Source organism: Nocardia sp. NPDC023852, assembly GCF_040639505.1.
GTDB lineage: Bacteria > Actinomycetota > Actinomycetes > Mycobacteriales > Mycobacteriaceae > Nocardia.
Map to the genome: position 1 here is coordinate 119,811 of NZ_JBFAAB010000012.1, position 21,982 is coordinate 141,792.

The window sequence follows — 21,982 nt, forward strand, 5'->3', positions numbered from 1 at the left end:
TTCAGATGCGTGCGCCCTTGGCGCGGTTGCAGGAGCGGCACAGGATCTGGAGATTGGCCGCGCTGGTCGCGCCGCCACGACTGAGCGGGATGACATGGTCGAACTCCAAGTAGTGCCCGTCACCGCATTCGACACACTTGCCGCCGTCACGCTGCCACACCTCGGCTTTGATCTCCTGCGGGATGCTGCGGGTGTCGCGCTGCCCTGGTGTGAGCACCAGGCGTTTGGCCACACGCAACGCGCCTTCCAGTGCGGCGGCGACATAGTCGGGATCGGCGACGGCGAACGTCCCACCGCCACGAGACGAGGTGGCCGCGATCACCACCGTTTCCTGCTCCGCGTGCACGGAAACAATACGGGACCATGGCATTTCGGTGCCTGCGCCGGCGCCGACGAACCGCAGCTTCTTGTTGCTGCAGATCAGCCTGCCCTCGGTGAGCTTGGGGCCGCGGGCGAGCTGACGCACGTGCATCGCGGGCAGATCCACGTGCACCTTCTCCTCGGGGTCCAGGTGCAAGCCCGGCGTGCGGACCACCGGTAGATCGCCCGCACGCAACCGGGACAGGGTACGTCCGCGGTGCATCCGCCTGCGCAGGTCCTCGATCAGCGGGCCGTCGAGCGCCAACTCGGTGACCGCCTGCTCGAACAGCTCCAGTTCGGCGTGCTGGACCTCGCCGTCGGCGAAGGTGAAGGTGACCAGCCGCTCCACGTAGCTGAGCGCCGCGGCGCGTAAGGCGCGGCGGCCCGCGTCCGCCTCGATCCGTTGGTAGCGCAACGACGCCCAGAGTGCCGACCATTCTGATCCGCGCGGACCGTGCGTGGTGAGCACCCGCCACGCCTGGGTGTGCCAATGGGTGAGGTACTCCTCGATCTCCAGCTCGCATCCCTGGCAGGGCGCGAGGCCGCCGAACAGCTTGCGGCGGAGCGGATGTCCGCAGCGCGCGCAGTGCCGGTCGCTCGGCCGGTGGCGCGGGTAGGTGGCGCTCGTCCACTCATTGCCGTCCCACCAGCGCATGCGGTCCGGTACTTCAGGATCCGAATGCCAGTCGGCCCGTTCCGGATTCGGGGGTGGTGTGGGCGCGGCGGGTGCGGTTTCCGATGTGTGCCGGGTGAGGTCGACCGGGCGGTACGACCCGAGCATGGCGGCGGTCTCCGCACGGTCCAGCAGGTTCGTGCGCGGCCGGTCGAATGCGCTCGCGTCCGACCGGTTATGCGCCACTCCTTGTTCGGCGGGGCTGTCGACGTCGTCGGAATTCGAGGAGAAGCGGGGCCTCGCAATGCCTTCGGAGTCGGTTTCGCTCGCTCGGTCCTCCCGCGCCGACTGCGAACTCCTGCGGGGCGGATCGGACGTGACGGACCCGTGCGGAAAGTGCCGGACCGGAGCGAGGTCGTGCCGATCACGCAGGCCCGGTGCAGCCGGATCCGGGTGAGCGCCGGTGGCCGACCGTGCCGAGCGCAGCTCCTGCGACGGCGATGTACGGGTGGATCGGTGCAGACGGAACGGATCGGTGGGGTGCGTCGTGCGGGCCGGATCCGCCGGATCTTCGACCTGGACGCCGAATTCGGTGACCAGTCCGGCCAGGCCGCTGGACCAACCTTGGCCGATGGCCCGGAACCGCCACCGCCCCTCTCTGCGGTAGAACTCGCCGAACATCAGCGCGGGCACCGCGTCCGCGTCCTCGATCTCGAAGGTCGCCACCGCCCCGTCGACGGCGTGCACGGTGAGAGTCAAAGCGGTGATATCGCTGAAGATTCCGTTCTCGACGGACCCGGCGACGACGATCCGGTCCACGTCCGCTTCGGTGCGCGGCAGTGAGACGCTCAGCCGCGCGGTCCCTGGCGCGGGCTCTTGGTCCAGCGTCACTGCCTGGGAGACGTGGCGCGGGGCATTGTAGAACACCAGATCCCGGTCCGAGCGGACTGTGCCGGACCTGTCCAGGAGCAAGGCGTGTGCGTCCACCGCATGTTCCGACCGCCATGAAACAACCACGGCTAGAAGGGATGTCGGTACCGGCGCGTTGGCGCCTTTGCTGAGTTTCATCGTGCTCGAACTATGCCACGACCCTCCGACACGCCGAACGCGCGAGGTGGCGTCCCTCGGCGGGGCGGACAACGCCCGTGATCCCGCAATACCGCGTTCGTACCGTGCGGTACGGCACAGTGTTCTCATGACGAACCCGAAACGCCCGGGTCGCAGGCCCTCGACCCCGAAAATGCCCGGTGGGCGCGTGCCCGGTCCCTCCGACATCCTGGCCGCCGCGCAGGCCGCAGTCGAAGCGGCGCAGACGGCGGCGGGTCAGGCGCTGGAAGCCGCCCAGCTGACCGCGAGCTCGGCGTTCGACACAGCGGTGCGGCTGCCTCCGGCATCGGCCCAGCTCGCCGCGCAGCTGCCCGACCTGGTAGAGCGTCTGTCGATCGCCGTCGAGCGGCTGAACTCCACGATCGATCGCCTGGATCGGACGCTGGCGCTGGCCGACCCGGCCTTCGTAGCCTACGACAGGTTGTTGCCCAGGCTGGAGGCGATGATCGCGCTCGGCGAGGACGTGCTCAGCCGATTGTCGAAGGTGCCCGGAGTGGCTTTGCTAGGCAAGCTGACCGGTCTGAGCGCACCGGAGCCGGTCGAGCCGCCGCCGTCGAAGTCGACCAAGCGACGTAGGTGAAGGTGGGCGGCCGCACGAAGTGGCACAAGGTGCACCGCGCGAACTCAGCGGGGCGCGTGGACTGTGGCCGCGCGCAAGGTAGCGGCAGCCTTGAGCAGGACTTCGTGGTATTCGTCCTCGGGATCGGAATCGAGCACGATGGCGCCGCCCGCACCGATCCGCCAGCTGCCGTCGTAGCGCACGGCGGTGCGGATCACGATGTTCAGGTCCGCGGTGCCGCCGAGCCCGAGAAAGCCGATGGTGCCCGAATAGACCCCGCGCGCTTCGGTTTCCAGCGCGTCGATGATCTCCATGGTGCGTAGCTTCGGCGCGCCGGTCATCGAGCCGCCCGGGAAACACGCGCGCAGACAGTCGACCACGTCGACCTCGGGCCGCAGTCTGCCGCGCACGGTGGACACCAGTTGATGCATGGTCGTGTACTGCTCGGTGGCCATCAGCTTCGGCACATACACGCTGCCGATCTCGCAGACCCGGCCGAGATCGTTGCGCAGCAAATCGACGATCATCAGGTTCTCCGCCCTGGTCTTCGGGCTATCGGCCAGCTCGCGGCGCAGACGTTCGTCCTCGGCGGGGGTGGCACCGCGTGGCGCGGTGCCCTTGATCGGCTTGCTCTCCACGGAGCGGTGGCGGTCGACCTTGAGGAAGCGCTCCGGCGAGGAGCACGCGATGTCGAGGTCGTCGAAGCGTAGGTAGGCGGCATACGGCGAGGGGTTGCAGCGCCGCAGCGCGCGGTAGAAGTCGAGTCCGTCGGCTTCGTGGGCGGGGATTGTCGCGCTGTCGGTCAGGCAGATCTCGTAGGACTCGCCGGCGTGCAGTCGTCCCTGGCAGACCGCGATGTCGGCGAGGTAGCGCTCTCGGCCGCGGGTGAGCAGCGGTGCGACGGCCTCGCGGTCCGGGGGCACATCGAGCGGCAGCGGATTTCTCCAGGTCGGAAGGGTTTCGAGGGTCTCGCGGGTATCGCGAAGCCAGTCGGCGCCCGCCCGGGCCGTGTCCGGTGTCGCGTCGGTGAGCGAGAGCAGATGTGTCCGCCCGCCCATGTGGTCGACCACCACCATCCGGTCGGCGAAAATCCACTGCGCGTCCGGTGTCGGTGCGCGATGAACCGCGGCCCCGCCACAGTCGGCCTTGACCTCGTAGCCGAGATACCCGACGTACCCGCCCACGAAATCGAAAGGCAGATCGGGAAGTTCGAACTGCCTCGCCCGCAGTTCGGCGGCCAGGTAGTCGAGAATGCCGCCCGAGACGGTGCGCCGATGGCCGTCGGACGACTCGACGGTCACCTCGCCGTCGCTCACCCGGTAGCGCAGCACCTCCGCGAGGGGACCGCTCGCGTCACCCAGGAACGAGAACCGGTCCAACCCGGGTTCCACGTGCTCGCTGTCCAGCCAGAATGCGGTGGGAGAGTTGCCGTAGAGCCGCACGAACGCGCTCTCGGTATCGATCGCCCGCTCGATCACCTCCTGCTGGAGCCGGAATGTCCGGGGACGTGGTGCCGAGTGCTCGGTGCGAGCCGAAACCGCTCGCGCTACGGACCATTCGCCGACGGAGCGCTCGAATCGGACTGCCGCGGCCGGGAACTGCTCGGGCGCGAGTGCCGACATCGGAGTGGGGGATGGTGGGCCGGTGGTGCTCGCTTCCGGAGCCATCCCGCCTTCCGCCTCCACCGGGTCTCGCGGTACGGCAGCGCGCCCGGCATTCGACCGAACCCGGCGCGTCGCGGTGAGATTCGCGAAATTGCGCACTATTGCCGCGCCGAACTCGCTGGCGATCGACTCGGGATGGAACTGCACACCCCACTGTGGCCTTCGGCGGTGCCGTACCCCCATGACGACATCGTCCGCGGCCACCGCGGTGACTTCCAGGTCCCTTGGCAACGGCCGCAGCGCACACAGCGAGTGATATCGCACGGCGGTGAAGCCCTGCGGGATTCCGGCGAACAGATCCCGGTCGTCGTGCTCGATTCGGTCGAGGAATCCATGTCTTGCCGCGGGCGCCGCGGCAACGATGCCACCGGCGCCGACCACGATGCCCTGATGTCCGAGGCACACCCCGAGCACCGGCAGCTCGGTCTCGCGAATCACGGCCGCGGAAATCCCGATGTCCCGCGCGATGTCGGGCCGCCCTGGCCCCGGCGAAACGACCACGTTGTCGAAGCGGGCGAGTTCCAGCTCGGCGACGGTCCGCACCTCGTCGTTGCGCACGACCGTCGGCTCGACTCCGTTCACCTCGCTGATCAGCTGATAGAGGTTATAGGTGAACGAGTCGTAATTGTCGACCAACAGCGTGCGCATTTGTGCAGAACACTACGCCAACGGCTGGCTGACACCTGCGCCCTACGATGGCCGGAGTGAGACAGCTCATGACGACGTGATAGGTCTGGATGCTCATGCTCTCACGCGATAGTGACTCGAGACCACAGTGGTAACTCGCCGGGTACCCCAGAACTCGAGTGACACCAGACGCAGGACCTGAACGCACATCCGGCGCCCCCCGACGGGCACGGCCTGATCCTCGGAGAGGCGGAACAGTACATGGGTAACTCGCCGGGTAAGCCCGAATCCGGGCGATCTGACGCACCGCCGGTCCGCGACGCGACTTCGGAGGCGTTTACAGATCGGCGCAAGGCGGGGAGCGGCGGAGGAGCGGATGTGGATCCCGCGGTCATCGACTTCGCCGTCGTCGGAAGGTGGATGGATGAGCAGGGGCTTCCCGTCGGCGAATTCGAGGACGTGACCACGCTGGGCGGCGGAACGCAGAACATCATGCTTCGCTTCGTCCGTGGTGGCCGCGGATACGTGCTGCGTCGCGGGCCGAAGCACTTGCGTGCCAAGAGTAACGACGTGATCCGGCGCGAGGCCCGCCTGCTCGGCGCGCTCAACGGCACCGAGGTTCGCGCGCCCCGAGTGATCGCGGCCTGCCCCGACGAATCGGTGCTAGGCGCGGTTTTCTACCTGATGGAGCCGATCCACGGGTTCAACCCACAGAACGAGCTGCCGGAACCGCACGCGAGCGCTCCGGAGATCCGCAGGCAGATGGGTCTGTCCGCGGTCGAGGTCATCGCGCGGCTCGGTGCGCTGGATTACCAGGCGCTCGGCCTGACCGATTACGGCAAGCCGGAGGGCTTCCTCGAGCGGCAGGTGCCGCGCTGGCTCGGCGAACTCGAGTCGTACTCGGTGAACGAGGGCTACCCGGGGCCGGAGATCCCTGGTGTCAAGCCGGTCGGGGAGTGGTTGGACCGCAACCGTCCCGCGCACTGGACGCCCGGGATCCTGCACGGCGACTGTCATCTGGCGAACATGATGTTCTCCTTCGACGGCCCCCAGGTCGCGGCGATGGTCGACTGGGAGATGTCCACGATCGGCGACCCGCTGCTCGACCTCGGCTGGCAGATCGCCACCCGCCCGGAGCCGGGTACCACCGTCGCGGCCCTGGTAGGCAAGCTCGGCGCGGTCGGTGGTCTGCCGACCCCGGAGGAGATGGTCGCGCACTACGGCCAGTTCTCCGATCGCGATCTCAGCGCAGTCCCTTGGTACACCGTGCTGGCCTGCTTCAAGCTCGGCATCGTCCTGGAGGGCACGCATGCCCGCGCGTTCGCGGGCAAGGCGCCCAAGCGGGTCGGCGACTTCCTGCACGCGATCACACTGGAGCTTTTCGAGCGTGCGCAGCGCCTGATGGCACATCCATGATGTTGTGGCTGAGCGCGCCTCAGGACTAGAACGCGTTCGGGGTACGTGTTCGGCCATATCGGTGAATTTTCCGAGCGACACTAGAACGCGTTCCATTTTTCTCGTAATGTGGGTGCAATCACATATAAGCACGTGCATGCGAGAGGGTCGACAGGAATGAAGACGAAGGGCGCGATCCTGTGGGGGATCGACCAGCCGTGGTCGGTGGAGGAGATCGAGGTCGGTGACCCGGTCGCCGGCGAGGTGCAGATCCGACTGGAAACGGCCGGCATGTGCCATTCCGACCACCACATCGTGACCGGTGCGACCCCGATGCCCGCCTATCCCGTGATGGGTGGGCACGAGGGTGCGGGCGTGATCACCGAACTCGGGCCGAACACCCCCGCTGACCTGCAGGTCGGTGACCATGTGATCCTCTCGTTCATCCCGGCCTGCGGCCGCTGTCCGGCTTGCGTAGCCGGACACATGGCGCTGTGCGACCTCGGCGCGGGCCTGCTGATGGGGCAGGCGATCAGCGACGGCACCTACCGGATCCAGGCGCGCGGCCAGAATGTCATCCCGATGTGCTTACTGGGCACTTTCTCGCCGTACATGACGGTGCACCACACCTCGGTGGTGAAGATCGATCCGAGCATTCCGTTCGAGGTGGCGTGCCTGGTCGGCTGCGGCGTCCCCACCGGCTTCGGTTCCGCCACCCACGTCGCCCAGGTGTCTCCGGGCGAGACCGTGGTGATCGCGGGTATCGGTGGCGTCGGCATGAGTGCGCTACAGGGCGCTGTGCTCTCGGGCGCCTCTAAAGTCGTTGCCATCGACCCGAACCCGTGGAAGCGCGAGCAGGCGCAGAAGTTCGGCGCAACGCACACCTACGAGAGCATGGCCGCGGCGATCATGCCGCTGATGGAGGCCACCGAGGGACGGATGGCAGAGAAAGTCATCCTCACCATGGGCGAGATGCACGGCGAGTACATCGAAGAGGGCCTGATCCTCACCGCCAAGGCGGGCACCGTGGTGGTCACCGCGATGGGCCGGATGGACGAGAGCGACGTCAAGCTGAACAGCTTCTTGCTGTCCATGCTGCAGAAGACGGTGAAGGGCTGCATCTTCGGAGGCGGCAACGCCCGCCAGGACGCGCCGCGCCTGCTCGCACTGTACAAGTCCGGCCAACTCAACCTGGACGACATGGTGACGCGCAGCTACTCGCTGGAAGACATCAACCAGGGTTACCAGGACATGCTGGAGGGCAAGAACATTCGCGGCATCATCAAGTACACCGAAGCCGACTGGTAGACCCGATCAACGCTGTTCGGCGAGCAGCGTGGCGATCTGTGCGATCAGGTCATACGGCACCGGCTCGCCGAGGTGGAATCGCAGTGTCCCCTTGCCTGCCCGGTACGGCTCGACCGCGTGCTCGAACGCCGCGTCGCCGTCCGGGATCGGGTAGAGGCTGACATGCCGCTTCCAGCCCGCGAAGTGCACGACGTTGCGGCCACCCAGCCGGAAGGTCGGGATGCAGTAGCTGATCGCCTCGGTAGCCTCCGGTAGCGCCCGCCGCACAGTACCGCGAATCTCACTCAGGATCTCGCGCACGTCGTCCTGGAATCCGGCGAGGTACGCGTCGATGTTCTCGGGTTGCTGTGCCATCAGGTCTCCTCGATTCCGCGATCGGCTACCGCTGGTCGAGCCAGGCCAGTGTACGGAATCGGGTGGGTGGGAGGCGGCAGCACAACAGGCCTTCGCGCCGGTCGCGATCGCGGACGGCGCCGGAAGATCGCGAGCCCGAGCCGGTCTTGTCGTCCGGGCCGAACCCGAACGGAGAAGGACTCGACTTCACCATGCAGCCTGACCTTGTCACGGATGGCGAGTCGATGGCGGCGGCGGGGTTCTCGTAGGCTCGTAGCGTGCGTTCACTCGAGCAGATTCGGGAATGGCCGGTTCGGCACGCGGCGGCGGCGGTGGTCACCGCGGATGGCGGAACAGCGAGCGAGGGCGACGTCGACCGGGTCTTCTCGCTCGCGTCGGTGACCAAGCCGCTGGTGGCCTACGCCGTGCTGGTCGCGGTGGAGGAGGGCGCGGTAGAACTGGACCAGCCCGCTGGACCGCCCGGCGCCACGGTGCGCCACCTGCTGGCGCACGCGTCGGGACTCGCGTTCGACACCACCGATGTCCAGGCGGCACCCGGTGCCCGCAGGATCTACTCCAGCGCGGGCTTCGAGGTGCTCGCCGGGTTCGTCACCGAGCAGACCGGCATCGCGTTCGAGGAGTATCTACGTGACGCGGTGTTCCAGCCGCTCGGCATGACGGCTTCGGTCCTGGCGGGCCCGGCCGGACACGCGGGGCGGTCCACTGCGGCCGACCTGACGCGTTTCGCGGCCGAATTGCTGGCCCCGCAGTTGATCTCCGCGCAGACACACTCCGAGGCCACCTCGGTCCAATTCCCCGGACTCGACGGCGTGTTGCCCGGCTACGGCTCGCAACGCCCGAACGCCTGGGGGCTCGGCGTCGAGATTCGCGACGAAAAGACGCCGCATTGGACCGGTGGCACGAACTCGCCACGCACATATGGCCATTTCGGCCAATCCGGGACATTTCTGTGGGTCGACCCGAACGCAGGCACGGCTTGTCTCGCACTGAGCGACCAGAATTTCGGCGACTGGGCGCGTGCGGCCTGGCCACCTTTCAGCGATGCCGTCATCGCGGAGGCTACAACCGCACGCAACACGATCGCAAAGTAACACGTGTAACTTCGGGCACTCCAGTACACTCGGGCAACGCCAGTTCGACGAGTCGTTGGGGAAGACGTTCCTCGTCGAAGCTGGAGGTATTGGTGGTGCGAGCATCGAGTCAGTTCGCGGATGCGACGGCGGGTGTGGTCTACATCCACTCGTCGCCTGCCGCGCTGTGCCCGCATGTCGAGTGGGCACTCACCTCGACCCTCGGCTCCCCGGCAAAACTGCGTTGGACCGCACAACCGGCCGACGGCCAACTGCGCGCAACCAGCGACTGGATCGGTCCCGTCGGTACCGCCTCCCGGATCGCCCAATCATTGCGCTCGTGGCCGGTGCTGCGTTTCGAGGTGACCGAGGACCCCAGCGACGGCGTGGACGGCGAGCGCTACAGCTTCGTCCCCGGCCTAGGTCTGTGGCACGGATCCACCAGCGCCAACGGCGACGTCACGATCGGTGAGATGCGCTTGCGCGCGATGCTGCAGGCCACCAGCGAAATCGGCAGGTACTCCGGCTACGACCTGGCCGCGGAAATCGACCGCGCCCTCGGCACCGACTGGGACGAGGACCTCGAAATCTACCGTTACGGAACGGAATCCGGCGCCGAGGTCACCTGGCTGCGCCGCGACGTGGGGTAGACGTAACCACGCGATCCGTGTGGGTCCCAGACCACCGTCGAACCGGCCGCCGCGGTTGTGGATCTTCCCTGACAACGAAAGTTGCCTGGACCAGCAGTGATGTCGGGTTCGGTGTCCGGTTCTCCCTGCCGGGATAGCGGCCGGGTTGGCCGCAGGCGAGTGTCAGGTCCGGGGCGGGGTGGTGCTGCTGATGATGCGGCGGATGGTGGAGCGGTCCGACGCTGTATTCCTCGGCGAGGTCGGCCAGGCTGGCGTCGTCGGGGTCGTGGTAGCGGCGGTGGATCGACTTCCATGCTGCTAGAGCAACGCCGTTCGTACTTTGCACCTCAGGACGGCCTCAGGAGTTCGGGGCCATGACACGGTTCTTACCGGCACCCCGCTTGCCGGACTCGCACCGTCTGGCAGTACTGGCCCCGTTCCGGCGTTGTCAGGGCTGCTCCGCCCTGCCCGGCACCACCCGGCACCACCCGGATCAGGCTGCCCTCAGCTGCACCGACCTGCTACGACAGGACGGCGATGAAGGTCTCGCACCGCCATTCGAATCACAGCGCCTCACGGCGAAAACTGAAAGTGAGCAAGAGCCCAGAGTTCACCAGCACACCGGAGGGGCGCATGAGGAGTGGCCGGAAAGAGAGTTGGTCGAACCGGTCGAGCCGACGATTTCGGACAAACCGCTACGGTGCGCAGGTTCGGAGTTCGGCACCGATTCGACACCGACCGGTTCCAGCGACAGGCCAGGTCCGGCTACAGCCTGACCGGATCCCAATAGCGATCCGACCAGGATCGCCCCGGCGAACATGCTTCTAGTGATCGTGTAGTGCACAATTATCTCCTCATAGTCGAACACACCCAGCAGATACTCAATCAAGGACAGTATTCGACCTGCGGCGATCCGGAAGACCGCAATTCCGGTGCCGGTGAACCCCGGGGCACGGCCGCGGAATCCCGAAGCCGGCCCGAGCCGCAAAACAGCTTCGTAGGAGACCGGCTGCTCGTCGGTTACCGAGGTGGGCGGAGGGGTGTTGGTTCGATCTCAGTGATCGTGCTCGCGCGCCATCCGGCACTCGCGAAAACACCGCCAGACGCACCGTCACGCCAGCGCCGGTGTCCTGATCCGCTTCGGCGAGCCACCGACGCCCGTTCCCGATCCGTTCGCCAACCTCCTCCTCGAACTGATCGACCAGCGCACGAACATGCGCACAGCGGCGAACCCGAACTCAACTCACGATGGCTGTTCCCCGGTCGGCGCGCCGACCAGCCGCTCCGACCCGAAACCCTCGGCCAGCAGACTGCAAGAACGGCATCTCAGCGCACTGGCCAGTCCGGGGATCCCTCCCAGGTGGGTGTGCTTTTCGACAGGTGAGGTCGTCGTCGAAAGGTGAGATGTCGGAAATCGCGCGAAAGCTGTCGGTTCCGACGCTTATTCTCCATCGACGCTCGACGTACTGTTCTTGTCAGGGCCTCAGCGGGCCACCCCGACGGTTCCGCGACCTTCAATTGAACAGATGAGGTAGCGAGACCGCTACAGCTATGAACAATCCCGCATCCAGCAACGGCGCTGGAAGGGCCACCAACGACGTCGGCCCGTCAGCGGGAACTGAATCGAGAGGGCTAGCGAGCCGCGAACGGATGATCCGGAAGCGGCCGCGCGGCCACTCGACTGGGCCGGGGGCTTACGGTGGGGTGGTCTCTGGCCGCGGTGACCTGCGCGAATTCGACGTTTCACGGTGGCGGGCGCAAGAGGTGTTCTCCGGCAAGCTGGATGGCTTCGCGTTTCGTGTACCCAGGGTGGTCCGCGACGATGAAGTGGCGGCCGATCGCGAGCGTGAACGTCAGGATGCTGCGTGCCTCGATCTCGTCGGGGTCGGTGATGAACGCGCCGAACATCGTGCGCAGGAACTGCATCCGCTCGTTGTCGATGCGCCGCAGGCGCGTCGCGACAGACTGGTCGTTGCGGGCCCAGGCCCGGATCGCGAGATCGATCCGGTGAAGGTCCTCTGAGAAGGTCAGTCGACCTGCGCGCCGGATTTTGTCGGCGGCGTCGCCACCTTCCGCGTCGGCATGGGCGATGACCTCTTTGGTGCAGCGGCGTTCCCACTCGTCGAGCATCTCCATGAGGAACGCGGGACGGCCATCGAAGTGCCCATAGAACCCGCCTTTCGTCACGCCGAGTTCGGTGGCGAGCGTTTCGACGCGGACTGCGTCGGGTCCTCCTCGTGCGAGGGCTTCGAGGCCCGCTGCTATCCAGCGGGCTCGTGTTGTGCGGGGCAAGGCAGGAATTCGGACACCTCCATTGAGTGCGTTGGATTTATACGTTACCGTATATACGAACTGTACGACACCGTATAGATGAGAGGCCGAACCGTGCCACGACTCGCAAAGACCACCTACATCGAGCAGTCGTGGCGCATCCACGAACTGACGAGTGACTTCTCGGTCGAGGACGTGTGGGCGTTCCGCACTCCCGGAGCCGGGCCTGACGACTTCCCGACGATGCTCGCGGCAATGCGGGCTGCCGGTGGCCCCGTGAAGCAGACCTGGCTGGTGCGGTTCTTGTTCGCCGTGCGGTGGAAGCTCGGTGTACTCCTCGGCTGGGACGAACCGTCAGCGGGCGTCGGTGAACGGGTTGCCTCGCTACGCGACCGCCTGCCCAGCGACGTCCGTGCCGCTTCGCGCTGTCCGGACAACAAGAGCATGCCCCTCGAAGCGGTCTACGAACTCGACAGGGAGTCCGCTCGCGAGCTTGCGAACAAGACTGTGCACGCCGTGATGCATCTCGGCTGGGTTCAAGCGGCGAACGGCGACTATGAGCTGCGGATGGCCGTACTCGTCAAGCCCAGTAGATGGTTCGGGCGCCTCTATATGGGCGCCATCGCCCCGTTCCGATACCTCATCGTGTACCCGGCCCTGACCCGGCAATGGGAACGAGCCTGGCGCGACCGCGATCGTGCAGCGGCGGAGTAGGAAGAAGAGAGGTCATGATGAACTCCAGAAAGCGGTTGCTCCGCTGGGCGAGCGGGATCATGCTCGTGCTGGGAGTAGGGCACCTATCTTTGCTGGGTCTCGTCGCTTGGGCGGATGTCACCGGCTGGGTGGATCGGGGGATGTGGGCAGCCGTCCCGCTCGTGCTCGCGGATGGAGATGCCGTTCAGACGGTGGATTCCATGCAGAATGAAGTCACCTTCTGGGGCGGTCCGGGAAGTTTCGCCGTGCCTCTGATTCTCTTGGGTTGCCTGACATGGCACCTCGCTGGGCGCGAGGTGGCTGTGCCCGCCGGGATCGGCTGGGGCCTCGCGGCGTGGTGTGTGTTAGGCGGTGTCCTTCTTGTGCCGTCCCCGTTCTTCGCCGGGACCATCTCGGGGGCACTCATCATCCTGGCAGCGCGAAAGGAAGATCGACTGGGAACAGCCCGAGACCGGCAGATGGACCTGGCGTGATTCGCGCGCGCCGCCGCCGGGCCTTGTGCTGCCAGTGCCACCGAGGCAATTATCCGAGGCGCCCGCCATCCGCTGAGATCGACGCATCGCTACCCACCAGGAGATAACACCGCAGTTGTTCGACTACTAGACAACGACTGATCCCCGAGCGGATGCGCCTGCCCCACAGGGCAAAGAAGGAAGCGAGCCGCCAGCTTCTACATGGTCTACCGCAGCCATGATCCGACGGACACGTGGCGTAATCGGTTCGCTGTCGGACGGGCCTTTTATGCAAGATGGCCCGGCCCCCCGAGTGGTGCTGGACGACCGGCTTTACGAAGTTGGTCGTATGGCTCAGAGGTACGCTGAAGTTGCGACAGGTTTGTTGGCGGATTTCCGGGCGCGATCCGCGCACTCGCACCGGCGGGCAGTGCCCGGGCCGCGTACTTGCCGGCACGAGCATGGCTGGGAACGTCGAGCGCCGACGATAGCGCCGGCTCTCGACGGTCTGACCTGGCTATATCAACTAGTGTGGGCGACCCGCTCGGGCGGGGTTGGAATGCAAGCAAGTACACCGTTTTGCCAGTCGAATGGTCATGGGACGGCACAATGGATGACACATCAATGAGTGGCGGGGACGCCACTGTGTCAGCAGAGGCATTCGGACGCTATCGGCTTCTGTCGCTGCTGGGTCAGGGCGGCATGGGCCAGGTGTGGCGGGCGCATGATTCGCTGACCAACCGGGTGGTGGCGCTCAAGGTGTTGCCTGAGCGCTTCGCCGATGACGAGCAGTTGCGCGAGCGGTTCCGCCGCGAGTGCCGGGCGGTGGCGCAGTTGACCGAGCCGCATGTGATCCCCATCCACGACTTCGGCGACATCGACGGTCGGCTCTATCTGAATATGCGCTTGATCGAGGGCACCGACCTACGCAAGGTGATCAGCCGAGAAGGGGCCTTGTCGCCGCGGCGGGCAGTGTCGATCATCACACAGGTGGCCGGAGCGCTGCAGGCGGCCCACGACGCCGGGCTGGTCCACCGCGATGTCAAACCCACCAACATCCTGCTAGGGGCCGATGAGTTCGCCTCCCTGATCGACTTCGGGATCGCCCACGCCGCCGACGACCGTACGCTGACCACGATCGGCGAGACCATCGGCACCGTCGCCTACATGGCGCCGGAGGAGATCGGCGCGGAGGTCAAAACCGATGCCCGAGTGGACGTGTACGCGTTGACGTGCGTGCTGTATGAGTGCCTGACCGGCCGACCGCCGTTTGCGAGCGGAGCGGGGGTGCAGGGTGTGATCGCCCATCACCTGCACACCCCGCCGCCGCGTCCCAGCACCACTACACCCGATGTACCGACTGCGTTCGATGCGGTCATCGCCAAGGGAATGGCCAAAAACCCCGACGATCGTTACCAGACCGTGCGCGAGCTGGCCGCGGCGGCCTCTGCCGCGGTGGGCGATTCCGCGGCCGGCACCACCCGGGGCGTGCCTGCGCGCCATGGGCGGCGAATCAGATTGGCGCCCAAGACCGCCTGGCTGCTCGCCGCCGCGGTCGCGGCTACGGTGGTGGCCGCCGTAGCTGTCGTCATCGGTGTCCAGCGAGAATCAGGCGGCGACTCGCCCACGCCTATCGCCCCGGCCCATCCGTCCCAGACTCCGCTGTCGTTCACCGGCGTCAGCCTGCCCACCGATGTGGCGGTGGACACTGCGGGCAACGTATACGTCACCGACATGGGTAACGATCGGGTGGTGAGGTTGGCGGTGGGCGCTTCGGCGCCGACCCCGCTGCCGTTCACCGGCCTGAATAATCCGCAGGGTGTCGCGGTGGACACTGCGGGCAACGTATACGTCACCGACACAAGTAACGATCGAGTGATGAGGTTGGCGGCGGGCGCGTCGACGCCGACCCCGCTGCCGTTCACCGGCCTGAAGAATCCCCATGGTGTGGCGGTCGACACGGCGGGAGACGTGTACGTCGCCGACTGGGGTAATGATCGGGTGGTGAGGTTGGCGGCGGGCGCGTCGGCGCCGACGACGCTGCCGCTCACCGGGCTCCAAGATCCTCAGGGTCTTGCGGTGGACACGGCAGGCAACGTATACGTCACCGAATTGGGTACCGAGCGGGTGGTGAGGTTGGCGGCGGGCGCGTCGGCGCCGACCACGTTGCCGTTCGCGGGCCTCAAAGATCCCCAAGGTGTGGCGGTCGACACGGCGGGAGACGTGTACCTCGTCGACTGGGGCAACAAATGGGTGGTGAGGTTGGCGGCGGGCGCGTCGACGCCGACGCCGCTGCCGTTCACCGGCCTGAAGAATCCTCAGGGTGTGGCGGTCGACACGGCGGGCAACGTATACGTCACCGACCTGGGCCCCAATCCGGTGGTGAAACTCCGGGTCGGCTGAACCCTGTTCCGCGTACTGCGAGCGGATGTGTGAGTGGTCGGACTCTGGCGTGGCAGCGGGCGATGGCGCCCTGGTGGTGCAGGCGGCTTGGCTGGAATGGTCACGTGCTCCACATCTGCTCCACGGAATGCGCATGAAGCAGCAGGCCGGGCGGAGAAAACCCTTGTCTAGCCGGTATTTTCATCTGTGGGCGCAGAGGGGATCGAACCCCCGACCGCTGGTGTGTAAAACCAGTGCTCTACCGCTGAGCTATACGCCCGGATCGTTGCCGACGGTCTATGAATCTAGCGCGGCGAGCGCTTTCTCCCAAGCCGCCTGGTCACGGGGCTCGCCGGGGCCGTTCATTTCGGCGAAACGGATGCGTCCCTCGCGGTCGACGACGAAGGTGCCGCGGTTGGGATAGCCGGATTTCTCGTTGAAGACGCCGTAGGCATGAGCCACCGCGCCGTGCGGCCAGAAGTCCGACAGCAGTGGGAAGGTGTAGCCCTGTTCGGCGGCCCAGATCTTGTGCGTGGGCGGCGGACCGACCGAGATCGCGATGATTTCCGCGTCTTCGTTCTGGAACTTCGGCAGCTCGTCGCGCACCTTGCACAATTCACCCTGGCAGATCCCGGTGAACGCGAGCGGGTAGAACACGATGAGAACGTTCTTCTTGCCGCGGAAGTCCGACAGGGTGACGTTCTGGTTGTTCTGGTCCCGCAGTGTGAAATCCGGGGCGACAGTGCCGACCTCGAGTGGCATCGTGAGTCCTCCATCGTGTCGGGTTTTCACCGGGCGGCGTACACGGCCGCCCGGTGAAAACCATAGCGAAGTGGGTCAGCGCTGCTTCGAGGGCGCCTTGGGCTGCACCAGACGACTACCCGTCCAGGTGCCGAGGTTGATCGCCGAGGTCTGGGTAAGACCGGCGGTAGGTGCGGATTCTGCTATTTCGCTCGGCTCTACATGGCCGGGCTGCCCAGTCTTTGGTGTCAGTACCCAGACGAAACCGTCGTCGGCGAGCGGGCTGATCGCGTCCATCAACGCGTCCACCAGATCACCGTCCCCGTCGCGCCACCACAGCAGCACAACGTCGACGACCTCGTCGGAATCCTCGTCGACGATTTCGCCGCCGATCGAGTCCTCGACGTCGGCCCTCAGGTCGTCGTCGACGTCCTCGTCCCAACCCAATTCCTGGACAACCAAGCCGTGTGTGATGCCAAGCTTCTGAGCGTAGTTCTGCGCGTCCGCCGCGGCGACCACGGTGGTGTCCTCCTCAACTCCCGACAGTAGTTAGCTGCAAGCGAACATGGTTATGGGCTCCAGCGCAAGCTGATCCGTCGAAATAGGCACCGAATGTCGCCCTGTGGGGATGTGTCAACGGCTGTTTCAGCGTTTGGGGCAGGAGTCGCGGACGACGTTGCGCGCGTCGTTGACCCGCCTGCTCGCGTCGTTGAGCGCGCTGACCGGGGCGGTGTAGGTCATCTTGCGCGTCTCGTCGGCCAGCGCGCGTGCCGCGTTCACATACTCGGTGAATTTGGCGGCCAGATCGGGCGGCAGCGTGTCCGTGACGGCGCTCACACCGCGCTCCACCGTGTTCGCGGCGTCCTCGAGGGTGGACGCGGCCGCATCACGCTTGGCACCGTAGTCCGGCGCGTTCGCATCATGTGCGTCGACGAATTCGTTGTACTTCGACACGCCGGCGCCGGTAGTGGTGGGGAACGGGCCGCAGTTGTCGGAGATCGCCTTGGCCTCTGCTGCCGCCCGCCGCGAAGACGTCGCCGCCGCCGACGAGGACGCCGCCTCGGTTTTGTACGCTGCCAGGTCACTGGCGTTCGGACTCGGCTCACCCTCCACCCGATTCGCGCAGCCCGCGACGACCAACCCGATCGCGATCGCCCCGGTCGCGCACACCATTCCGAACCCACGTGGGTCCAGCAGCTTCATCGTCCTCCCCGCTCCTCCCGGCTCCCACGGCTCGACACCTTGCCTGTCGAACGGTACTGGATTTCCGGCTGACATGATGACCTGGGACGCGCCATCGGGAAGGATGGGTGGTGCGCCCGAACCTTTACCTGAACGGGCGGTCCGCCAACCACGCGTGCCCGCCCTGGGATACCGACGCCATCAGCCTGTCCACCCCTGTACGAGGAGCAGATTTGACCGACCTGATCCACTCTTCCGCTCCAGCGAAATCCGCTGGCACCAACTCCGCCACCGCCGCGAGTGGCGATCCCGACGGATCGCACCTTCCGCAGCCTGGCGGACGGGTGCGGGTGATCCGCGAAGGGGTGGCGTCCTACCTACCGGACATCGACCCGGAGGAAACCAGCGAATGGCTCGAGTCGTTCGACCAGATGCTCGATCGAGAAGGCCCTGGTCGTGCGCGTTACCTCATGCTCCGACTGTTGGAGCGGGCCGGTGAACGTCGTGTCGCCATCCCGTCCTTGACCTCTACCGACTACGTCAACACCATCCCCACCGAGAACGAGCCGTGGTTCCCCGGCGACGAAGAGGTGGAGCGTCGCTTCCGCGCCTGGATCCGGTGGAACGCCGCGATCATGGTGCATCGCGCCCAGCGCCCCGGCATCGGTGTCGGCGGGCACATCTCGACCTACGCGTCCTCGGCGGCGCTCTACGAGGTCGGCTTCAATCACTTCTTCCGCGGCAAGGATCACGCAGGCGGCGGCGATTCGATCTTCATCCAGGGGCACGCCTCCCCGGGCATCTACGCCCGCGCGTTCCTGGAGGGCAGGCTTTCGGCGGATCAGCTCGACGGGTTCCGGCAGGAGTACAGCCACGGTGGCCCCGGCCACGGGCTCCCGTCCTACCCGCATCCGCGGCTGCTGAGCAACTTCTGGGAGTTCCCGACGGTGTCGATGGGCCTCGGCCCGATGAACGCCATCTACCAGGCGCGGTTCAACCACTACCTGCACGATCGCGGCATCAAGGACACCTCCGACCAGCACGTGTGGGCGTTCCTCGGCGACGGCGAGATGGACGAGCCGGAGTCGCGCGGTCTCGCGCACGTGGCGGCCATGGAGGGCCTTGACAACCTCACCTTCGTGGTCAACTGCAATCTGCAGCGCCTCGACGGCCCGGTGCGCGGCAACGGCAAGATCATCCAGGAGCTGGAGTCGTTCTTCCGCGGCGCGGGCTGGAACGTCATCAAGGTGATCTGGGGTCGCGAGTGGGACGCGCTGCTCGGCGCGGACCGCGACGGCGCGCTGGTGAACCTGATGAACAGCACCCCCGACGGCGATTACCAGACCTACAAGGCCAACGACGGCGCCTATGTCCGCGACCACTTCTTCGGCCGCGACCCACGCACCAAGGCATTGGTGCACGATCTGACGGACCAGGAGATCTGGAACCTCAAGCGCGGCGGCCACGACTACCGCAAGGTGTACGCCGCCTACGCGGCCGCCATGGCGCACAAGGGCCAGCCGACGGTGATCCTCGCCAAGACCATCAAGGGCTACACCCTCGGCAAGCACTTCGAGGGCCGAAACGCCACGCACCAGATGAAGAAGCTCACTCTGCAGGACCTCAAGGACTTCCGTGACCTGCAGCGGATTCCGATCAGCGATGCCGAGCTGGAGAAAGATCCGTACCTTCCCCCGTATTACCACCCGGGCATGGCGGCGCGTGAGGTCCAGTACATGCTCGACCGGCGTACAGCGCTGGGCGGTTTCCTGCCCGAGCGGCGGACCGCGGCAAAGCCGCTGCAACTTCCCGGCGACGAGGCGTACCGCTCGGTGCGCAAGGGCTCGGGCAAGCAGAATGTGGCCACGACGATGGCGCTGGTGCGGCTGATGAAGGAACTGCTGCGGGACAAGGAGATCGGCAAGCGGATCGTCCCGATCATCCCCGACGAGGCACGAACCTTCGGTATGGACTCGTGGTTCCCTTCGTTGAAGATCTACAACCGTAACGGGCAGTTGTACACGTCCGTCGACGCGGAATTGATGCTTGCCTACAAAGAGAGCACCGTCGGTCAGATCCTGCACGAGGGCATCAACGAAGCGGGATCGACCGCGTCGTTCACCGCGGCGGGCACTTCGTATGCCACCCACGGCGAGCCGATGATTCCGCTGTACATCTTCTACTCGATGTTCGGCTTCCAGCGCACCGGCGACGGACTGTGGGCGGCCGCGGACCAGCTTGCCCGTGGGTTCGTGCTCGGAGCAACCGCCGGGCGAACCACGCTGACCGGTGAAGGCCTGCAGCACAATGACGGACACTCGCTGCTGCTCGCCTCGACCAACCCGGCCGTGGTGACCTACGACCCCGCGTTCGCGTTCGAGATCGCGCACATCGTGCGTGACGGCCTACGCCGGATGTACGGCGGCGGTACGCCCCCGCAGGGTGCGGTGGCCCTGCCCGGCACCCATCCGCACGGCAGCGCGGGTGAGTTCGGCGGCGAGGACATCTTCTACTACATCACCCTTTACAACGAGCCGTACCAGCAGCCCGCCGAGCCGGAAGGCCTGGACATCCCTGGTCTGCTCAAAGGCATCTACCTGTACAAGCGCGGGGGAGAGGGCGCGGTGCGCGCCCAGATCCTGGTCTCCGGTGTCACCGTGCCGGACGGCCTGCGCGCGCAGGCGCTGCTCGCCGAGGAGTGGGGTGTGCAGGCGGACGTCTGGTCGGTGACCTCGTGGGGCGAACTGCGCAAGGAGGCGCTGGACAAGGAGATCGCCTCGTTGCGTAACCCGGGTACCGATCCGGGCGTCCCATACGTCACCGAGGCGCTGTCGCGGGTCGAGGGCCCGTACGTCGCAGCGACCGACTGGATGCGCGCGGTGCCCGATCAGGTCCGCAAGTGGGTGCCCGGCGACTTCACCACGCTCGGCACGGACGGTTTCGGTTTCTCCGACACTCGCCCCGCCGCGCGACGGGTGTTCAATGTCGACGCACAATCCATCGCGGTCGCCGCGCTGGCGGGTCTCGGCCGGACGGGCAAGATCGATCCCGCCAAGGCCGTCGAGGCCGCGGCGAAGTACCGGATCGATGATGTGGACGCCGCGCCGAAGCCCGCGGCAAGCGCCGAAGAAGAACTCGCGTAGCGGAACATTGGATGGTGGACCGTAAACCGCCGCGGCCGCGGCGGATCTCCGAAGGCTCCTCCGAGCACGAGGTGTATCTGCCGACCGGTGCGCTCTCCCCGAACCGGCAGACTCGCGACCCTCTACCGGACACGCTGCTCAAACGCGTCAAGCAGTTCTCCGGCCGTCTCTCCACCGAGGCGGTGGGGTCGATGCAGGATCGGTTGCCGTTCTTCACCGATCTGGATGCCGCGCAGCGTGCCGGTGTGCAGATGCTGGTGCAGACCGCGGTGGTGAACTTCCTGGAATGGCTACAGGACCCGGACAGCGACATCCGGTTCAGCCTCGACGCCTTCCAGGTGATCCCGCAGGACTTGGCGCGGCGGCTCACCCTGCGCCAAACCGTGGACATGGTTCGCGTCGCGATGGAGTTCTTCGAGCAGTGGCTGCCCGCCCTCGCACGCAACGACCGGCAGTTGGTCGCACTCACCGAGGCGGTGCTGCGCTACGGACGTGAGCTCGGGTTCGCCGCCGCCTCGGTATATGCCAGCGCCGCGGAGTCGCGCGGGGCGTGGGACACCCGGCTGGAGGCACTCGTCGTCGATGCCGTGGTGCGCGGGGACACCGGCCCGGACATGCTGTCCCGGGCCGCGACGCTGAATTGGGACGCCACCGCGCCGGCGACGGTGCTGGTGGGCACCCCGCCCGGCGAGCAGGGCGTCTCCTCGGTGGGGGCGGTGCACTCCATCGCGGCACGGCACGGCCGCGCCGCGTTGGCCGTGGTCCAGGGCACCAGGTTGGTGATGGTCGTCTCCGGGCATCTGGGCGATTCCTCCTATGTCTCTCCGTTCCTGGCCGACCTGCTCGCCGAGGTGTTCTCCGACGGTCCCGTGGTGATCGGCCCGACCACCCGCACGTTGGGCGCCGCGCACGCCAGCGCGCTGGAAGCGCTGGCCGGAATGGAGGCCGTCGTGGGCTGGCGCGGGGCGCCTCGGCCGGTGCACGCGACGGAGTTATTGCCTGAACGCGCTTTGTTGGGCGATCGAGCTGCGATCGACGCGTTGAACGAGTACCTTGTCCTACCGTTGGCCGCGGCGGGGTCGTCGCTGGCGGACACCCTCGATGCCTATCTGGATTGCGGTGGAGCGGTCGAGACGTGTGCGCGTCAGCTGTACGTCCATCCAAATACGGTTCGGTATCGCCTCAAGCGCATCGCCGAGATCACGGGCCGTGATCCGATGAATGCGCGGGATGCGTATGTGCTACAAATCGCCGCAACAGTAGGTCGTTTGACACGAACCCGTAACGAATCGTCAACATCGGCCCCAGAGGTCACTCATGCCGCACTGGGCTCCGAGAGCTTGTAACGCGTCTGCCTCATCGCTCGATCGGACCAAGCCACGTGGACATTTGTGGGACTCCCACAAAACCT

The 21,982-nt window shown here is 66.4% G+C and carries 18 protein-coding genes and 1 tRNA gene; 10 read left to right on the forward strand and 9 right to left on the reverse strand.

Annotated features, from left to right (window positions below; translation table 11 throughout):
- Position 1: 1 nt before the first annotated feature.
- Entirely contained in the window at positions 2 to 2,041 is a 2,040-nt protein-coding gene (locus tag AB0H00_RS18145) for a TerD family protein (protein ID WP_357267466.1), read from the reverse strand.
- A gap of 127 nt (positions 2,042 to 2,168) precedes the next feature.
- On the opposite strand from AB0H00_RS18145, the gene AB0H00_RS18150 reads away from it, so the two are divergent.
- The gene (locus AB0H00_RS18150) at positions 2,169 to 2,660 is read left to right on the forward strand and encodes a hypothetical protein (RefSeq protein WP_357267469.1); all 492 of its coding nucleotides are present in this window, start codon (positions 2,169 to 2,171) and stop codon (positions 2,658 to 2,660) included.
- A gap of 44 nt (positions 2,661 to 2,704) precedes the next feature.
- Here AB0H00_RS18150 and pabB read toward each other — a convergent pair whose 3' ends face one another.
- Positions 2,705 to 4,951: an aminodeoxychorismate synthase component I gene (gene pabB, locus AB0H00_RS18155; protein WP_357267472.1), complete on the reverse strand. Its 2,247-nt coding sequence runs from the start codon at positions 4,949 to 4,951 to the stop codon at positions 2,705 to 2,707.
- A 399-nt stretch (positions 4,952 to 5,350) separates the two neighbouring features.
- Between pabB and AB0H00_RS18160 the strand changes: the two genes are divergently transcribed.
- Complete coding sequence (locus AB0H00_RS18160; RefSeq protein ID WP_357267599.1) at positions 5,351 to 6,346, forward strand: phosphotransferase family protein; 996 nt, start codon at positions 5,351 to 5,353, stop codon at positions 6,344 to 6,346.
- Between the two features lie 156 nt (positions 6,347 to 6,502).
- On the forward strand, positions 6,503 to 7,633 hold the full coding sequence (locus tag AB0H00_RS18165) for an NDMA-dependent alcohol dehydrogenase (RefSeq protein ID WP_357267475.1): 1,131 nt from the start codon (positions 6,503 to 6,505) through the stop codon (positions 7,631 to 7,633).
- Positions 7,634 to 7,639: 6 nt separating this feature from the next.
- Here the strand turns inward: AB0H00_RS18165 and AB0H00_RS18170 are convergent, their stop codons facing one another.
- The gene (locus AB0H00_RS18170; protein ID WP_357267478.1) at positions 7,640 to 7,987 is read right to left on the reverse strand and encodes a DUF1801 domain-containing protein; all 348 of its coding nucleotides are present in this window, start codon (positions 7,985 to 7,987) and stop codon (positions 7,640 to 7,642) included.
- A 257-nt stretch (positions 7,988 to 8,244) separates the two neighbouring features.
- Here AB0H00_RS18170 and AB0H00_RS18175 point away from each other — a divergent pair, with 257 nt between their 5' ends.
- The gene (locus tag AB0H00_RS18175) at positions 8,245 to 9,078 is read left to right on the forward strand and encodes a serine hydrolase domain-containing protein (RefSeq protein ID WP_357267481.1); all 834 of its coding nucleotides are present in this window, start codon (positions 8,245 to 8,247) and stop codon (positions 9,076 to 9,078) included.
- Positions 9,079 to 9,173: 95 nt separating this feature from the next.
- Positions 9,174 to 9,707, forward strand: a complete 534-nt coding sequence (locus tag AB0H00_RS18180; protein ID WP_357267483.1) for a DUF3145 domain-containing protein — start codon at positions 9,174 to 9,176, stop codon at positions 9,705 to 9,707.
- Positions 9,708 to 10,296: 589 nt separating this feature from the next.
- Here the strand turns inward: AB0H00_RS18180 and AB0H00_RS18185 are convergent.
- Both AB0H00_RS18185 and AB0H00_RS18190 read right to left on the reverse strand, forming a co-directional pair.
- Positions 10,297 to 10,575: a hypothetical protein gene (locus AB0H00_RS18185; protein ID WP_357267486.1), complete on the reverse strand. Its 279-nt coding sequence runs from the start codon at positions 10,573 to 10,575 to the stop codon at positions 10,297 to 10,299.
- An 854-nt stretch (positions 10,576 to 11,429) separates the two neighbouring features.
- The gene (locus AB0H00_RS18190) at positions 11,430 to 11,987 is read right to left on the reverse strand and encodes a TetR/AcrR family transcriptional regulator (RefSeq protein ID WP_357267601.1); all 558 of its coding nucleotides are present in this window, start codon (positions 11,985 to 11,987) and stop codon (positions 11,430 to 11,432) included.
- Positions 11,988 to 12,071: 84 nt separating this feature from the next.
- Here AB0H00_RS18190 and AB0H00_RS18195 point away from each other — a divergent pair, with 84 nt between their 5' ends.
- The 3 genes from AB0H00_RS18195 (at position 12,072) to AB0H00_RS18205 (ending at position 15,526) form a co-directional block, all read left to right on the forward strand.
- Entirely contained in the window at positions 12,072 to 12,671 is a 600-nt protein-coding gene (locus AB0H00_RS18195) for a DUF2867 domain-containing protein (protein WP_357267489.1), read from the forward strand.
- A 14-nt stretch (positions 12,672 to 12,685) separates the two neighbouring features.
- Positions 12,686 to 13,144, forward strand: a complete 459-nt coding sequence (locus AB0H00_RS18200) for a DUF6463 family protein (RefSeq protein WP_357267492.1) — start codon at positions 12,686 to 12,688, stop codon at positions 13,142 to 13,144.
- Positions 13,145 to 13,747: 603 nt separating this feature from the next.
- Positions 13,748 to 15,526, forward strand: coding sequence for a serine/threonine-protein kinase PknD (locus AB0H00_RS18205; protein ID WP_357267495.1), 1,779 nt, complete (start codon positions 13,748 to 13,750; stop codon positions 15,524 to 15,526).
- 187 nt (positions 15,527 to 15,713) lie between these two features.
- Here AB0H00_RS18205 and AB0H00_RS18210 read toward each other — a convergent pair.
- The 4 genes from AB0H00_RS18210 to AB0H00_RS18225 form a co-directional block, all read right to left on the reverse strand.
- Positions 15,714 to 15,785: transfer RNA gene (locus AB0H00_RS18210), tRNA-Val, on the reverse strand.
- Between the two features lie 17 nt (positions 15,786 to 15,802).
- Positions 15,803 to 16,267, reverse strand: a complete 465-nt coding sequence (locus AB0H00_RS18215; protein WP_357267498.1) for a peroxiredoxin — start codon at positions 16,265 to 16,267, stop codon at positions 15,803 to 15,805.
- 75 nt (positions 16,268 to 16,342) lie between these two features.
- Positions 16,343 to 16,765 (reverse strand): DUF3052 domain-containing protein, encoded by a 423-nt coding sequence (locus AB0H00_RS18220; RefSeq protein ID WP_357267501.1) that lies wholly within the window; start codon positions 16,763 to 16,765, stop codon positions 16,343 to 16,345.
- 126 nt (positions 16,766 to 16,891) lie between these two features.
- Positions 16,892 to 17,449 (reverse strand): hypothetical protein, encoded by a 558-nt coding sequence (locus AB0H00_RS18225; protein WP_357267505.1) that lies wholly within the window; start codon positions 17,447 to 17,449, stop codon positions 16,892 to 16,894.
- Positions 17,450 to 17,661: 212 nt separating this feature from the next.
- Between AB0H00_RS18225 and aceE the strand changes: the two genes are divergently transcribed.
- Positions 17,662 to 20,571 carry a pyruvate dehydrogenase (acetyl-transferring), homodimeric type gene (gene aceE / locus AB0H00_RS18230; protein WP_357267508.1) on the forward strand — a complete coding sequence of 970 codons (2,910 nt, stop codon included), beginning with the start codon at positions 17,662 to 17,664 and terminating at the stop codon, positions 20,569 to 20,571.
- An 11-nt stretch (positions 20,572 to 20,582) separates the two neighbouring features.
- A complete protein-coding gene (locus tag AB0H00_RS18235; protein ID WP_357267511.1) occupies positions 20,583 to 21,917 on the forward strand; it encodes a helix-turn-helix domain-containing protein in 1,335 nt (444 codons plus the stop codon).
- The last annotated feature ends 65 nt before the right edge of the window (positions 21,918 to 21,982 follow it).